The organism is Streptomyces sp. NPDC002133 (genome assembly GCF_040296405.1).
Lineage (GTDB): Bacteria > Actinomycetota > Actinomycetes > Streptomycetales > Streptomycetaceae > Streptomyces.
Genome location: NZ_JBEOXF010000017.1, coordinates 41946 through 56928, shown reverse-complemented (window position 1 = coordinate 56928; position 14983 = coordinate 41946). Strand labels below are relative to the sequence as shown.

General features: G+C 69.2%; 12 protein-coding genes and 1 pseudogene. 9 read left to right on the top strand and 4 right to left on the bottom strand.

The window, feature by feature from the left end; translation table 11 throughout:
* Positions 1 to 473 precede the first annotated feature (473 nt).
* Positions 474 to 697: pseudogene (locus ABT078_RS18860) on the top strand (WhiB family transcriptional regulator).
* Between the two features lie 246 nt (positions 698 to 943).
* On the opposite strand, the gene ABT078_RS18855 reads toward ABT078_RS18860, so the two are convergent.
* Positions 944 to 4705: a S8 family serine peptidase gene (locus ABT078_RS18855; protein ID WP_351229046.1), complete on the bottom strand. Its 3762-nt coding sequence runs from the start codon at positions 4703 to 4705 to the stop codon at positions 944 to 946.
* A 620-nt stretch (positions 4706 to 5325) separates the two neighbouring features.
* Here ABT078_RS18855 and ABT078_RS18850 point away from each other — a divergent pair.
* The 5 genes from ABT078_RS18850 (at position 5326) to ABT078_RS18830 (ending at position 9638) form a co-directional block, all read left to right on the top strand.
* Positions 5326 to 6888 (top strand): sensor histidine kinase, encoded by a 1563-nt coding sequence (locus tag ABT078_RS18850; protein ID WP_351229044.1) that lies wholly within the window; start codon positions 5326 to 5328, stop codon positions 6886 to 6888.
* A 111-nt stretch (positions 6889 to 6999) separates the two neighbouring features.
* Entirely contained in the window at positions 7000 to 7419 is a 420-nt protein-coding gene (locus ABT078_RS18845; RefSeq protein ID WP_351229042.1) for a roadblock/LC7 domain-containing protein, read from the top strand.
* Positions 7416 to 7775, top strand: a complete 360-nt coding sequence (locus ABT078_RS18840; RefSeq protein ID WP_351229040.1) for a DUF742 domain-containing protein — start codon at positions 7416 to 7418, stop codon at positions 7773 to 7775. Before ABT078_RS18845 ends, ABT078_RS18840 begins: the two co-directional genes overlap by 4 nt.
* The gene (locus tag ABT078_RS18835; RefSeq protein WP_351229038.1) at positions 7756 to 8373 is read left to right on the top strand and encodes a GTP-binding protein; all 618 of its coding nucleotides are present in this window, start codon (positions 7756 to 7758) and stop codon (positions 8371 to 8373) included. The genes ABT078_RS18840 and ABT078_RS18835 overlap by 20 nt, the downstream gene beginning before the upstream one ends.
* Positions 8370 to 9638 (top strand): cytochrome P450, encoded by a 1269-nt coding sequence (locus tag ABT078_RS18830; RefSeq protein WP_351229036.1) that lies wholly within the window; start codon positions 8370 to 8372, stop codon positions 9636 to 9638. The genes ABT078_RS18835 and ABT078_RS18830 overlap by 4 nt, the downstream gene beginning before the upstream one ends.
* A 61-nt stretch (positions 9639 to 9699) precedes the next feature.
* Here the strand turns inward: ABT078_RS18830 and ABT078_RS18825 are convergent, their stop codons facing one another.
* Positions 9700 to 10923, bottom strand: coding sequence for a cytochrome P450 (locus tag ABT078_RS18825; protein ID WP_351229033.1), 1224 nt, complete (start codon positions 10921 to 10923; stop codon positions 9700 to 9702).
* 577 nt (positions 10924 to 11500) lie between these two features.
* Between ABT078_RS18825 and ABT078_RS18820 the strand changes: the two genes are divergently transcribed.
* Both ABT078_RS18820 and ABT078_RS18815 read left to right on the top strand, forming a co-directional pair.
* The gene (locus ABT078_RS18820; RefSeq protein ID WP_351229031.1) at positions 11501 to 11974 is read left to right on the top strand and encodes a VOC family protein; all 474 of its coding nucleotides are present in this window, start codon (positions 11501 to 11503) and stop codon (positions 11972 to 11974) included.
* Between the two features lie 64 nt (positions 11975 to 12038).
* Positions 12039 to 12674, top strand: coding sequence for an NAD(P)-dependent oxidoreductase (locus ABT078_RS18815; RefSeq protein WP_351229029.1), 636 nt, complete (start codon positions 12039 to 12041; stop codon positions 12672 to 12674).
* Positions 12675 to 13070: 396 nt separating this feature from the next.
* On the opposite strand, the gene ABT078_RS18810 is transcribed toward ABT078_RS18815, so the two are convergent.
* Both ABT078_RS18810 and ABT078_RS18805 read right to left on the bottom strand, forming a co-directional pair.
* Positions 13071 to 13436, bottom strand: a complete 366-nt coding sequence (locus ABT078_RS18810; RefSeq protein WP_502981250.1) for an integrase core domain-containing protein — start codon at positions 13434 to 13436, stop codon at positions 13071 to 13073.
* A gap of 378 nt (positions 13437 to 13814) precedes the next feature.
* Positions 13815 to 14018 carry a cold-shock protein gene (locus tag ABT078_RS18805; protein ID WP_351229027.1) on the bottom strand — a complete coding sequence of 68 codons (204 nt, stop codon included), beginning with the start codon at positions 14016 to 14018 and terminating at the stop codon, positions 13815 to 13817.
* 290 nt (positions 14019 to 14308) lie between these two features.
* On the opposite strand from ABT078_RS18805, the gene ABT078_RS18800 reads away from it, so the two are divergent.
* Complete coding sequence (locus ABT078_RS18800; protein WP_502981249.1) at positions 14309 to 14953, top strand: restriction endonuclease; 645 nt, start codon at positions 14309 to 14311, stop codon at positions 14951 to 14953.
* Positions 14954 to 14983: the final 30 nt, after the last annotated feature.

The window sequence follows — 14983 nt, the reverse complement described above, 5'->3', positions numbered from 1 at the left end:
GCCGGCACGGACGGGGCGGTGCAGGTCCTTGAGTCTGCGGAGCATGTGCACGATCTCGGGGCGTAGGACGGGTGCCCCGGCGGCCCTTTGACGAATCCTCAGATGACGGTGTCCTGTGGGTGCAGTCGCCATCGGCGTGCGCGCGCGGGTTCCTGTCAGTGCGAGCGGCTGTGTTCCTTCAGGGTCCACTGGTGGTCCTTCTGCCGGCCTGGTACGGCGGCTGGAGGCTGGCCGCCCGCCAGTGGGGGGACCGGGCGGCTGCGGACGGTGCCGTCGTCGTGGATGCCGCGGCGACCGGTCGGCGCGGACTTTGGTGGGCTTTTGGGCGGGCAAAGTCCCACAGGCCCCGCACCCCGGATGGTCACGGGTGTCAGCGAGGCAATCCTCGACTGGCCGGGAACCGCCAGAGGCACAAGATCGTCGTCGCGAGCGTCAAGGAAGGGAGGGGACGATATGGCCAGCGCGAGTGCCCACTGGCACCGGATGCTGCCTGCCGGACGACCGACTCGGAAGAGCTGTTCGCGGAGCCCGCGGAGCAGAGGCGGGCCAAGGCCCTCTGTGCCGGGTGCCGGGACGGACCGAGTGTCTGGCCGAAGCCCTCGACAATGGGATCGAGTTCGGCGGGTGGGGCGGCATGACGGAACGCGAGCGCAGAGTGCTGCTATACCGCCGACCCGGCGTCGACTCCTGGCGATAGTGCTCGCGGTCGTGTGGGCGCGCGGTGACCTGCATCCCGTTGCGTACTGGTCGCGGTTGCCACCCTTCCCGCCCTCCAGCGGTGCGGCCTTCTCGCTGCGGTCCGGAGTCTGTCCTAGGCGCTGGGCGAGCGGGTGCCGCTGCGGCGGATCCCGCCTGGGCGCAATTGAGTTGCCGCCGGGAACCAGGCCCGTCACCCGGGCGGGGCCGCGGTGGGCGGCCCCGCCCGGGTGACGGGGTGAGGTGGCTACTTCAGCCCGAAGGCGCGGGTGATGTTCTGAGTCACGCTGTTGCCCTGGCCGTCGTGCGCGGAGGTGCGCAGGGTGGCGTACGCGGCGTTGGCAGGGGCGCGGAGTCTGGTCTCCCAGCCGTCACCGCGGTGGGTGAGGGTTGCCTTCTGCCAGGTGGTGCCGTCGTCGTAGGAGATGTCAAGTGTGAGGGCGTTGATCGCCTCGGAGCTTGGTCCTCCGGGGAGATGGGAGGGAGTGACCACGAGCTTGGCATTCCGGCGTGCCTTGCCCGCGGTGTCGGTGTCGACCTTGTAGTCGAGTTGGATCAAGGGTAGGACCGCGGCCACGCCGGGCTCACCGGCAGCTGAGGTGAAATTCCACTCGGTCCGTGTACTGGTCGAGTACGGGTTCGTCCAGGAGCCCCGGGAATTTTCCGAGACGAGCCGGTAGGGAAGGCGCTTGGAGCTGAGTCCGGAGAACCAGACGAAGTCGAAGAAGTTCTGGGCCAGGAGTAGGTCTCCCTGGTACAGCGTGACCGTGTTGCTGACTCCTGGGTTGTCCAAGGTCGTGCCCACGTGGTCGCGACCGGAGTCGCCCCAGGCCGGGATGTCGACAAGGATCTCGTCGTCAGTCCTCCGCTGCCACCCTGTGTGGTTGTTGAGGCGGGGACGCTGGATCGGGCCGAACCAGTGAAGGTCGCTGGTGGTGCCCGCCTTGTAGCGCACCACCGGACCCGACTGCTTGACTTCACTGAGGAGCTGGGCCCGCTCGATCCACTGGATGTCCGTGTCAGCAGAGACCCAGTCGGTGCGCTCACCCTGGGCTGGAGACTCGAGAAGGGAAGAGGCGCTCATCTCGAGTCCCTGCCAGACGTCCGAGCGGTATTCGTCCGCCCTGTCCGGACGGTAGTTGCGGAAGGAGACGTCGACGCGGGCCAGGTCGTCTTCCTTCGGGCGGTAGGTCGGGTCGGCGGGTATCGCGCCGACGTAGTGACGGACCAGGTCGTAGAGGTAGTCCGTGACGCGGCTGGAGACGAGAGTCAGCGGGGTCCTACCGTGTTGGATCTGGGTGAGCAGCCCCTCGCCCTCGTCCTGGGTAAGGGTGGCCACCGAGACTGGCGGAAGGGACGCAAAGGACTGGAAGCCGATGTACCAGGGGTCCAGTCGGCCCACCCCGTCGTTGACGACCAGCAGCAGCCGTGCGCCGGCCTGTGCGGCCGCGTCCGCCTGCTGCCACAAGGCGACCGTGTCGTTGCGGCGCACCACGGCGATCTTGCCCTTGGCCCGTAGCCCGGCGTAGTCGGCCGGGGCGCCCTGCCCGGCGAAGACCGTGTCGAGGGTCATCCGTCCGTCCGGGAGCGGCGTCGCGCCCCGCTGAACCCTCAGGTCGTCGAAGCTCCGTTCGTCGGACGCCACCGTCAGTGCGGGCTCCTCCTTGCGCCAGCGCGCGCCGAAGGAGAAGTCACCCTTGGTGACCTTTTTGCCGGTGGGCAGCGTCCACATGCTGTCGTACTCGTGCGTGAAGACGTCCAGGGTGCCCGTCGTGTAGTGGTAGGTGTCGAAGGCCCGGTGGATGTACATGTGGGCCTCGGAGTCGGTGGTCTTCTTGGGAACGAAGGCCTTGACCTGCCGGGCGGCCGAGGCGTCCAGCATGACCGCGCGATCGCGGTCCAAGGTGATCTCAGGAGCGCTCAGCAGGGCCTTGCCCAGGGAGTGCGGGCCGTGCGTGCCCTGCACGTCGGCGTTGAGCCACACGGCGTACGTGTCGATCGGCAGCCGCAAGGCACTCGTGCCCGATTCATCGAGCAGGTACTCGTTGAAGTAGTTCCTTCCCATCACGGTGAGCTGCCCGGAGAGCGGCTTGCCGCTTCGGTCCTTGGCGGTGATCGAGAGGGTGTAGCGCTCGGCCTCCTTGCCGACCCCGATGAGGGTGTGGGCGAGGACCTTCCCGTCGGCGCCGGAGGCGTTGATCACGCCGCTGTAGTGGCTGTCCAGGGGGGCCTTGTCCAGGTCGGCCGCGAGCGTGACCTTGCTGGTGCCGTGCGCGGGCACGGTGACGTGCGTGGCGGACAGGGTGAACAGACCGTCGGGCGCGTCAGGCGCGTTGATCGCCAGGTTGAGTGTGACCGGGGTGTCGGCGGTGTTGGTGTAGGTCACCTCCTTGGCGTCCTTCTCACCGGACTGGTGTGGCCACAGGTGGTGGCCGGAGTAGGCGCTGCCGGTCGCGAACACCGTGTTCCGCACGGCGGCCGCGACGTCCAGGCGGCCGGCGCCGGCTTCATAGGGGGTGTACTGCGGGGTGGCCTTGGTGGAGCTGATCAGGGCATCCTTGAGCTGCCGGCCGGTCCAGTCCGGGTGCGCTGCGGCCAGCAGTGCGGCGGCTCCCGCGACGTGCGGGGTGGCCATCGAGGTGCCGCTCATCGTCCGGTAGTAGCCCTCGCCCGCGGATAGGTGCGAACGTGCCGCAAGCACGTCGACTCCCGGTGCGGTGAGCTCTGGCTTGAGTCCGTAGTCGCCTGAGCGCGGACCCTGGCTGGAGAAGCCGGCGAGCTGGTCGGAGGCGTCCACGGCGCCGACGGTGAGCGCGGCGTCCGCGGCGCCCGGCGAGGCGACGGTGGACGGGGCGCCGCTGTTGCCCGCCGCGATGACGAAGAGCGCGCCGGTCTCCGCGCTGAGCTTGTTGACGGCCTGGCTCATCGGGTCGTTGCCGCTGGACGGGCGGCCTCCGAGACTCATACTGACGATCTTGGCGTGCTGGTCGCGAGCGGCCCACTCCATGCCCGCCAGGATCCACGACTCCTGGCCTTGGCCTTGGCAACCAGTGATACCGCACACCGTGCCGAGCACCTTGCCGATGTGCAGCGCGGCGCCGGGGGCGACGCCCTTCTCCTTTCCGCCCGAGGCGGCGCCGGTGCCGGCGATGGTGGAGGCGACGTGCGTGCCATGGCCCAGGTTGTCGTCGAAGACCCCCTGGTCCGGAACGAAGCTGGCCGAGTCGGCTATGCGGTCCGCCAGGTCCGGGTGGTCGTTGTCCACGCCGGTGTCCAGCACGGCGACGTCGACGCCCTTACCGGTGTTGCCTGCCGTCCATACCTCCGGGGCGCCGATCTGCGCGGTGGTGTCGGCCAGAGTGGCCTTGACCTTCCCGTCCAGCCAGACCTTGGCGATGCCGTGGGTGAAGGAGGGCTGGGCACCGCCGGTGGCGCGTGCGGTCCTTTGCGCGCTGGTCCCTCCGGTGAGCTCGGACCAGAAGTCGGCGGCCTGGTCGTGGCTTTCGGTCAGCGCGGCGCCCTGGATGCTGCTGAGGGTGCGGACCTTTGCGACTCCTGCGGGAAGCGCTCGGGCGCGGGCGCCGCTGTCGGTATAGCTGACGAGCAGAGGGAGATGGTCGGTGTGCGCGTTGTCGTAGCCGTCGGCGAGGAGCTGCGTGACATTGAACAGATTCTTGTCGAGGAGCCCGGCGGAGACGTACGGCAGGGCGGAGTTGGGGTAGACGTAGGTGTCTTTTCCGACCTTGTTGATCTCGAAGCCAACGGCTTCACCGTGCGGTCCCTTGACCTGCCTGGGCTCGCTGCCGTCGGGGGTGGTGGTGACGGTGTCCCCGGTGATCAGGGTGACGGTGCGTAGCGCGCCGGGACGGGCTTCGGCGCCATGCGATGCGTTCGTCGCCCCGGGCGCGGTGGCCGACTCGGTGGCGAATGACGGCGGGATGGCGGTCAGCAGGGCCAGGGCGATGCCGAGCGCCGTCACCCTTCGGCCGCGTATGGGTGAGCCGGGCAAGGGAGCTCCTTACTGAACTGACCATGGACAAGCGGGTATGCGAATGCCAAAGACGAATGATTCGGCCCCCGGCTGGTCGTGTCGAGATCACGTGCCTGTCGGCTTGGCGCCATGTCGCAAGGACGACATGGCGCCAAGGCAGTCACCCGGTGTTGGGCGGCTTGTTCGGGGGTGGGTGAGATGCGTGTGTGCTTTGTAGTGCGCGTGGGTGGTGTTGGGTGGAGAGCTTGTCTGTTGGTGGTTTTGTTGTTGTGTGCGGCTGTTGGTTTCCAATGGGGGTGCGTCGTGGTCGGGTGGGATGCGGCTCGGGGGTTGTTCGTGTGGATAGCATGACCGTCGCACGGGCGGTCTGATCATCGGATACGGCCAACATGCCTGTGCCGACGGGCAGTTGACCCGTCTGTCGTTGCGAATCACCGAGGGACTGCGGAATGCCTTCTTCTGCCGAACGCCGTCTTCGCCGAGCGCTCCGTACCGGCGGGAGGTCTCTCGCTGTTCCTGTGGCCGTGTCGGTCGTTGTTGCCGGGGCGGCCGGGGCGGCGGCGGTGCTGGCGCCTGCTGCCGCGCGAACCTGGGTTGCGGTCACCGCGGTGGTTGGCTGGCTGTGCGTGACTGTGGCCGTGGCTGTCGGTTCGGTCCTTGTGGGGCGCGGGCGGGCAGAGGCGGGTCGGGCCGGGGAGGAGTCGCGGTTCCTGCGGGAGCAGGCGGACCGGGTGACGCGCGAGGGGTCTCATCTCGTCGACGTCTCCCTGCCGTCCGTGACGCGGCTTGTCGCCGGCGGGAAGACCGGCGACGAGGCTCTCGCGGAGGTTTCCGCGCCCGCCGATCCGGTCCAGCGGCAGATGCTGCACCTGTTCGCCGAGGCCGTGGCGGAGGTGCAGGGGAGGTTGCTCCGGGCGGAGGAGGCGCGGCTTCGCGCGGCGGGGGAGGCGGCGGACTTCCGTGGTGAGCTGGAGCGTCTGATCGAGGGCACCCTGGCGCAGGCTGTGGGCCGGTTGCGCGAGGGTTCGTCAGCGGACCGGGTGCTGGCTGGGATTGATCTGCCGGACGACGCGCTGTTGCGGTCATTGACAGAGGCGGCGGTGCGGGAGCTGGGTGCCAGTGAGCGGCGGGGCGCCGCGGCGCGGGCTGCGAGCGCGAATTCGCTGAGCCGGGTGCAGGCGCGCACGGTGAGCATGCTCGCCGACCTGCGCGCCATGCAGGACCGGCATGGCGAGGACGTGCTGGGTGACCTGCTCGACCTTGACCACAGCACCTCGCAGCTGGGGCTGATGACCGACCGACTTGCGCTGCTGATGGGCGGCCGTCCGAGCCGTTCCTGGAACAGGCCGATCGTGCTGGAGAGTATCCTGCGCGGTGCGGTGGGCCGGATCTCCGCGTACCAGCGGGTGCGGCTGCACTGCTCCTCCACCTCGGCCGTCGTGGGGTTCGCCGCCGAAGGTGTGATGCACCTGCTCGCGGAGCTGATGGACAACGCCGCCAACTTCTCGCCGCCGATCGACGAGGTCCACGTCTATGTGGAGGAGTCGAGTGCGGGTGTTGTCGTCACGATCGAGGACAGCGGTCTGAAGATGTCCGAGGCGGCCATGCGCCGGGCGCGGGAGGCCGTGGCCGGCGAGGTGAACGACCTGGCGGCCCTCCAAGGCACCCGGCTTGGCCTGGCCGTCGTCGGCCGGCTGGCGGTCAAGTACGGCATGGGTGTGAGTTTCCGCCCCTCGTCGCGGGGCGGAACCGGTGTCGTCGTGCTGCTGCCCCGGAAGCTCATCGCGCAGCGCCCCGGGAACACGGGGTCCGAGGCCGCCGCAGCCGTCGCCGCGCCGGCGCCGGCCTCCGCCCGCCGGGCCGCATCCCAAGGACAGCCCGCGGCGGAAGGCCGCAGGGCCACCGGGGCACCGACCCCGGTTCCGGCCCCTGCCACGTCTGCCGGCTCCAGCGCGCCTGCCGGCGATGGTGGCGCGGAGACCTCGACGCCGGGCGGTCTGCCGGTGCGTGCTCCCGGGCGGACCATGGCCACCGCCCATGCCGCTCAGCGGGCTCGGCAGCGCGAGTCGGCCGAGAACGCGGCCGAGTCGTCCGGCGCAGGAAGCGGTCAGCGTGATCTCGGCGCCCGGTTCGGGGCCTTTCACCAGGCGCGGCGTACGGGGGACGAACCCGGGCAGCAGGCGCAGGAAGCGACCGAGTAGTCCCGGCGGGCCGCGCCCGGGGCCCGTCGGTACACCTCCTCATCACCCCGCTCACACCACGAATGGAGGCAAGGGCGTTCTCCGGCCGGCCGGAGGCGACCCCGCACCAGCATGCAGACCACCGACAACAGCCTGACCTGGCTCCTTGAGAACCTGCTCGACGGCACTCCCGGCACGCGCCACGCACTCGTGCTGTCCCGGGACGGCCTCAAACTCTGCTGGAGCCCTCACCTGACGGTGGACCAGGCGGACCAGCTCGCCGCCGTGTGCTCCGGGATCCAGGCGCTCGCCCAGGGAGCCTCGATCGAGTTCGGTGACGGCAGCGGTGGCGTGCGGCACTCGATGACCGAGTTCCACGGCGGCCTGCTGTTCATCGTCGAGGCCGGCGAAGGCGCCCACCTCGCGGTCATCGCAGCGGAGGACGCCGACCCGGGTGTGGTGGGGCATCAGATGACGCAGCTGGTGACGCAGATAGGGGAGCACCTGCGCGCGGAGCCGAGGGCGGATGCCGACGAGGGTGCGGCGTCATGAGCCGCCGTCCCGTCGACATAGGTGACCCCGACCGGCTCTACACCGTCACGGGCGGGCGGAGCCGTACCGACGGCAACTCCTTCGACCTCGTCACCCTGATCGTCGCGGAGCGCGAGCCGACGCCCGGTCTGCAGTCCGAACACGTGCGGATCCTGGAACTGTGCCGGCATCCCACGGCGGTGGTGGAAATCGCGGCCGAGCTGAAGCTGCCGATCACCGTCGTCCGGATCCTGCTGGACGATCTCCTCGCCACGGGAGGGATCACGGCGCGCCATCCGCACGCGTCCCGGTCCGCCGTGTCGCTCCCCGAGTCCGCTCTTCTCACGGAGGTGCTCCATGGGCTCCGCAATCTCTGAGCTGCCTTCCTCCCGGACGCCGCTCAGTCACACGGCCGAAGCCGGCCTGAAGATCGTCGTCGTCGGCGGCTTCGGCGTCGGCAAGACCACCCTCGTCCGCTCGGTGAGCGAGATCCGGCCGCTCAACACCGAGGAAATCATGACCGGCGCGAGCGTCGGCATCGACGAGACGACGGAGGTCGCCGGCAAGAACACCACCACCGTCGCCTTCGACTTCGGCCGGATCAGCCTCAACGAACGGCTGGTCCTCTACCTGTTCGGAGCACCCGGCCAGGAGCGTTTCTGGTTCGTGTGGGACCGGCTGTTCTCCGGCACGCTCGGGGCCGTCGTCCTCGTCGACACGCGCCGAATGGACGATTCCTGGTACGCGATCGACCGGCTGGAACACCACGGCATCCCGTTCGTGGTGGCCGTCAACAGGTTCGACGGCGACGAGGCCCGCTTCTCCCTGGACGAGATCCGGATGGCGCTGACACTGCCCGAGAACGTTCCGCTCGTCGACTGCGACGCCCGGGTGCGCTCCTCGGGCAAGGACGTCCTGATCACCCTCGTCGACCATCTCCACGACATCGCCCGCGCCCGGGAGCTGACGCCATGAACGATGTGACCGACCCGTCGCCGCCGCAGGCGGCGCCCCCGCCGGGCTGCCCCGCCCACGCCAACGCGGTGTCCCTGAGCGGCATCGAGTACCAGCAGACGCCGCTCGACCTGTACCGGAGCATGCGCTTCGCGCACGGGCCGGTGGCTCCCGTGGTTCTCGACGGCAACATCCCCGCGTGGCTCGTGCTCGGCTACTCCGAGGTCTCCTACGTGACCGCGAACGACGAGTTGTTCGCGCGGGACTCCCGGCGCTGGAACCAGTGGCCGAACATCCCCGACGACTGGCCGCTGCTGCCCTTCGTCGGGTACCAGCCGTCCGTCCTGTTCACCGAGGGCGCCGAGCACCGGCGCCGGGCCGGGGTGATCAGTGAGGCGCTGGAGGGTGTCGACCAGTTCGAACTGGCCAGGGAGTGCGCACTGCTCGCGGGCGACCTGATCGATGCCTTCGCGGGCAGCGGCCAGGCCGAGCTGATGTCCGCCTACACCCATCCGCTGGCCATGCGGGCGGCGGTGCACATGTGCGGCATGCCGGCCGGGTCGGCGGAGACCGAGTCCCTCGTCGAGGACCTGCGGATCTCGCTCGACGCCGCGGAGGGCGACGATCCGGTGGCCGCGTACGGCCGCGTCGGCGAGCGCATGAACCGGCTGATCGAGGAGAAGCGCAAGCGGCCGGGTGCCGACGTCACCTCGCGCATGCTGACCCACGAGGCGGGCCTCAGCGACGAGGAGATCGTGCAGGACCTGATCTCGGTCATCGCCGCCGCCCAGCAGCCGACCGCCAACTGGATCTGCAACGCGCTGCGGCTGCTGCTCACGGACGAGCGTTTCGCGGTGAACGTCTCGGGCGGGCGGCTGAGCGTCGGTCAGGCGTTGAACGAGGTGTTGTGGATGGACACCCCGACGCAGAACTTCATCGGCCGGTGGGCGGCCCGGGACACCCAGCTCGGCGGGCGGCGCATCCAGGCCGGGGACTGCCTCGTGCTCGGGCTCGCCGCAGCCAACACCGATCCGCAGATCTGGCCGGACAGCGCTGCGGCGTCGGAGAACTCGGCGCACCTGTCGTTCAGCAACGGTGAGCACCGATGCCCCTACCCGGCCCCGTTGCTCGCCGAGGTGATCGCACGTACCGCGGTGGAGACGCTCCTCGAACGGCTCCCCGACCTCGTCCTGGGGGTGGAGCCAGACGAGTTGCGCTGGCGGCCGTCGGTGTGGATGCGGGGACTGACCGCCCTGCCGGTGCAGTTCACGCCCGTGGTGCAGTGACGCACGGTCCGCCGGGAAACGGGGCCGGGAGCGCGCGTGCGCTCCCGGCCCCGCCGCCGTGTCAGCCGATGGGCGTGAAGACGACCGGCAGTGCCTGCGGTCCGCGGGTGAACACCCCTTGTTCGTCCGGGTGGAAGCCGTCCGCGAGACGCATGTCGGGCATGGCGTCCAGGAGCTGGTTGACGCCCGTCTCCACCTCGGCCTTGGCGAGCAGGGCACCGACGCAGAAGTGCCGGCCGAGCGCGAAGGCGAGGTGGTCCGCGGCGGCCGAGAACGCCCTGGTCGTCGCGAGGTCCTCGCGGAAGATGTCGAAGCGGTCCGGATCCGCGTAGCGGTCGCCGTCCCGGTTCGCGGCACCGATCAGGCAGGTGACCGTTGCCCCGGCCGGGACGGTGCCCCCGCCGAGTTCCACCTCGGCGGCCGTCTGACGCATGATCATGTGGACGGGCGGGGTGTAGCGCAGTGTCTCGGCGAAGGCCCGCTCGACGAGGGAGCGGTCCTTGCGCACGGCGGCCAGCTGGTCGGGGTGGCGCAGGAGGTTGGCGAAGATGCTTGCGATGGCCTTGTCCGTGGTCTCGCCGCCGGCCGCGAGGAGCAGGCTGCAGAAGGCCTTGATGTCCTCGTCGCTCATGCGGACACCGTCGACCTCCGCCGCGCAGAGACTGGAGAGCAGGTCGTCGCCCAGGGCTTCGCGCCGCCCCTGGATGATCGGGATCATGTACTCGGCGAACTCGACCCTGGTCCGCTCGCCCGCCGCCGCGACGTCGGGGTCGCCGGCGAGGTTGCCGAGGAAGGCGATGACGGTGGTGTACCACCCGTGGAAGCGAGCGTGGTCGGCCTTGTCGAGACCGAGCATGTCGGCGATGACGTTGACCGGAAACCGGGTGGCGTAGTCGGCCACCAGGTCCGCGGAGCCCCGGCCGCGGAAGGCGTCGATCAGCTCGCGGGAGTTGCGCTCGATGACCGGGAGGAACTTCTGCTGCAGGTCGCTCCCCCGGAAGGCCGGGGCGACAAGTGCCCGACGCACCGCGTGCTCGCGGCCGCTGAGCTGGAGGATCGTCTTGCCGTGTACCGGCTCCAGCTGCCAGCTGTAGTTGTCAGTGGTGAACACCGACTCCTTGTCCTTGAAGACCCGCTCCACATCCTCGTAGCGGGAGACGACGTAGCTCTGCATCGCCTCGTGCCACAGCAGCGGAACGTGCTCGCGCATGGCCGCGTAGACGGGGTAGGGGTTCTGGGCGAACTCGGCGGACAGCAGATCGGGTATCGACGGTGCCGTGGCCACGGTACTCCTTCAACAGAAAAGTAAGTCCTCAACGAGAGCAGAGTATTGATCGGAACGGATCACCAACAAGGCCGCACGGCAAGCGAGTTCACTGCCCCAATGCCAACCCGGGGGCGATACTGAGCTGCTGGGGGTCAAGGTCTGTACGCGCGACGAAGCTGCTGGCAGACGGGCTTTCCGCCAAGATCATCTGCTGCACCATCGAGCTCTTCAGTCCGTACTCGACCGAGTCCACGCCTGGGAGATCTTGTGCCCCGCCGGTTACAAGGCATGCCTACGGTGGGGGCCGAGGTTCACTCCTCGGCCCCCACCGTATGCGCGTCGAGCCACCAAGCTGTCAGTGCTGTCAGTGCTGTCAGTGCTGTCAGTAACAAGTCCGTGGCGCAGTCGCGGCTGGAGCCCGCGATTGGGCAGGCCGTCATGCAGTGTGCCCGTGTCAGTGCCGCCGTCGTGGCGAAGGGTCCCCGAACGGAGCAGGGTCCCGGGCCGTCACCTTCCGCCGGATGTCTCGCTTCAGTTTGAGCGGCGGACGGACATGGTACGGAAAGCTCCACCGCTCACACGCAAGGACAACCGCATGGACCTGAGGCTTGAAGTCATCGTGCTGCCCGTCTCTGATACGGACCGGGCCAAGGCCTTCTACGACAAGCTGGGCTTCCGCCTGGACCTCGACACGGGGCCCAGCGGTGAGTTCCGGTGTGTGCACTTCACCCCGCCCGGCTCCGGATGCTCGATCATGTTCGGCGAGGGGATGACCGCTGCCGCCCCCGGCTCCACGCAGGGCCTGTACCTCATCGTCCCCGACATCCAGGCGGCCCGAGCGGAGCTCGCCGACCGGGGCATCGACGTGAGCGACGTGTTCCACGACGAAGGCGGCGTGCTGTTCCACGGTCACGAGAACGGAGACGTCACCCACCGCCTGCCGGGCCAGGAGCGCAAGGCGGGCCGGCACCCCGAGGGCAACACCTACTCCTCCTACGCCGCCTTCAGCGACCCGGACGGCAACGGCTGGGTCCTGCAGGAGATCACGGAGCGGTTCCCCGGTCGCTGAGAGCACGTCACCGAACAGCCGTGTGACTGGACGCAGTCTCCGGCGCGCACAACAGGAGCCTTACATGAAGATCGTGTTGCTCGGAGCCACCGGCATGGTCGGCAGCCGTATCGCCGCCGAGGCCGCCGCCCGAGGCCACCAGCTGACCTGCGTCAGCCGCACCGGAAAGGCTCCCGTCCCGGGCGTGACCTCGACCGCCGCAGACGCGGCGGACACCCACCGGGTCGCCGCCCTCGCCGCCGGGCACGACGCGGTAGCCTCCGCCCTGGTACCGCCGCGCGACAGCAGCGACCCGAGGGAGCCCTTCCTCGCCCTGAACCGCGCCGTGGTCGACGCCGCACGGGCCGCCGACATCTCCCGGCTCGTCGTGGTCGGCGGTGCGGGCAGTCTGGAGGTGGCGCCTGGCGAGGCGCTGGTGGACCAGCCCGGCTTCCCCGCCGGCACCCTCGGCGAAGCGCTCGCGCACAGCGACGTCCTCGCCTTCTACCGCACGGTCGGCGATCTCGACTGGACCTACGTTTCCCCGCCGGCGGAGATCAGCCCGGGCGAACGGACCGGCAACTTCCGCATCGGCGGCGACCAGCTGCTGAGTGACGCCGAAGGCCACAGCCGCATCAGCGCCGAGGATTACGCGGCCGCTTTCGTAGACGAACTCGAGAGCAACGCACATCCACGCACCCGGATCTCGGTCGCGTACTGAGCCGGCAGGGGTTCGCACCACAGACAACAGAGCAGGCCCGCCACCGCGTCGCTGCCGGTCCACATTTCACCTACAGCGCGACGTGGGTGGCCAAGTCGAGCGGAGTGCCGCTGTCCGTGCTGCCGAAGACGTTGCCGGCAAGGTCCTGACAGCCGGACAGCCCCACAACAAGATCTGCATGAACCTTCCAGCCCGGAAGCTGCCACCTTCGGTGCGAATTATGGAACCATGCGTCTCACCATTCTGACGAGGCTCAGCTCAGGGGTGTCGCCCCCGCCACGATCGATGAGATACACATTCGACGCTGGCCACTGCCCTTCCGGGACGGCTTGTCTCGTCCTCCGTGGGTCGCCACTCAACCTGTCACGGGCCTTGACCCCGAATCCTGGACACGGCTCATGCGGCCTGGGTCAGAGTGGTCGGTTCTGCCTTGAGTGCCGTTTCGTAGGTGATGGGGCTGCGTTGCCCGAGGTGGGAGTGACGGCGTCTGTTGTTGTGGCGCTGGAGCCGGCGGAACGCATCGAGACGGGCCTCACGCGCGCTGGACCAGCTCATACGGCCCCGGAGCGCCTCCCGTTCGAAGGTCGCGTTGAACGATTCCGCAAGCGCGTTGTCCGCACTGCTGCCACTGCGCAACATGACGGCCCCAGCGAGGCTGCCGCGGGTCCGTACTGCCGCGGCCAGGGCGTCGGTGACGAGTCCGGCCGCATGTGCTCGGCGAGCGCCCAGGCGGCGAGAGGCGAGGTCGATGACCGTGGCCAAGCAGGGGAGCTTCCCGCCGTCGAGCGGGAGATCTTCGTGTTCACGGTCTCGGCGGTGACGTTGCGGCCGATCAGGTCCGGTGCCTTCGCCGCGGCCGGGTCCGCGATAGTGGTCCGGTGCCTGCGAAAGCACAGCACATCGCACAACCTGCTCTCCGATCACCTGCGTGACCACGGGTGCCTCGCCCAGACTCGGGACAGGGGCCGGGAGAGGCGAGCGCGGTGGCGTGGCGCCTGCCATCGCACGCCACCAAGCCGCAGGCAAGCGAGGACGATGAGGGGGGCGGGGCCTGGGCCATGTCATGCGGCGCCTCCAGGCCCGGCGCAGCCGTGAATGCACGACAGCGGAAGGCCCAACGGCATAACGGACGGCGGAACGTCAGGCGGGTGTGACGTTTTCCGCTTGCGGACCCTTGGGGCCCTGAACAACATCGAACTGGACTTTCTGACCTTCGGCGAGTTCGCGGTATCCGGTGCTGGCGATGGCCGAGTAGTGGACGAACACGTCCGGGCCACCGCCATCCTGTTCGATGAAGCCGAAGCCCTTCTCCGTGTTGAACCACTTCACAGTGCCGGTAGCCATTTTTCCATCTCCTTCATGGGGGCGAAGCAACTTCCGGGTGCGGCGGTTGCCGTGCAATCTTCGCCTCTGCCCGGGACCAGGGGAAGCAGCCACGCCCCTTCACGGAGGGTGCCGTGACCCACAGCCCTCGGGCGCGTACACCCCGCTCAGGCGCAACCCTGCTCACGGCTCGATCTCAAGGATAGGGCAGAACTCAGGTCCCCTGCCTGTTCAGGCGAACATGTTTGGGTAGGGGCCAGGATCGCCGGTCAAAGGGTTCAGGCCCGTGGAATCGGCGTTCCTGCTCCGAGGTGGCGGTACGCGCCTCGCCTGTCCTCGTCGTGCTTGCAGCCGCCAGCCTGCTGTACGTCCTGTGGCGCGCATGGCGATCGGCCAGGGCCGGGCGTGTGCAGGCCGAGACTCTGGTCCGCCTGCGGATCACCCTGGCCCGGATCGATGCCATGAACGACCAGGACTTCGAGTACGCACTCAGCGACCTCCTCGTCCGGGACGGCTGGACCGCACGGCGCGTGGGGCAGCAGGGAGACCAGGCCGCCGACGTCATCGGCGAGCACCACCGAGGCGGCCTGATCGTCCTGCAGGCCAAGCACACCAAAGTCGGCGGCAAGGTCGGCTCGCACGTGATGCACCAGGTGAAGGGCGCCGCCGGCCCCGTCCACCGAGTCGACGTCGCGGTCGTCGTCACCAACGGCTCCTTCACCCGCGACGCCAAAATTTGGGGAGACCGCCACCAGGTCCACTGGGTCGACCGCGACTGGCTGCGTACCTGGGCCAGGAATGGAACCCCGCTCCATGACCTGCTGCGCCTGCCCGACCGGCCGGCCGGGCGAACGACCCGCCTGCGCAAGGTACGTCCGCTACCGGCTGACCATCAGCCCGAGCAAGGTGCCGGGCACGACGACGGACCTCCCGGAGAAGCCCTGGCCGCCGGTTAGGGCCTGCTCGGTCGACCATGTGCTCACCAG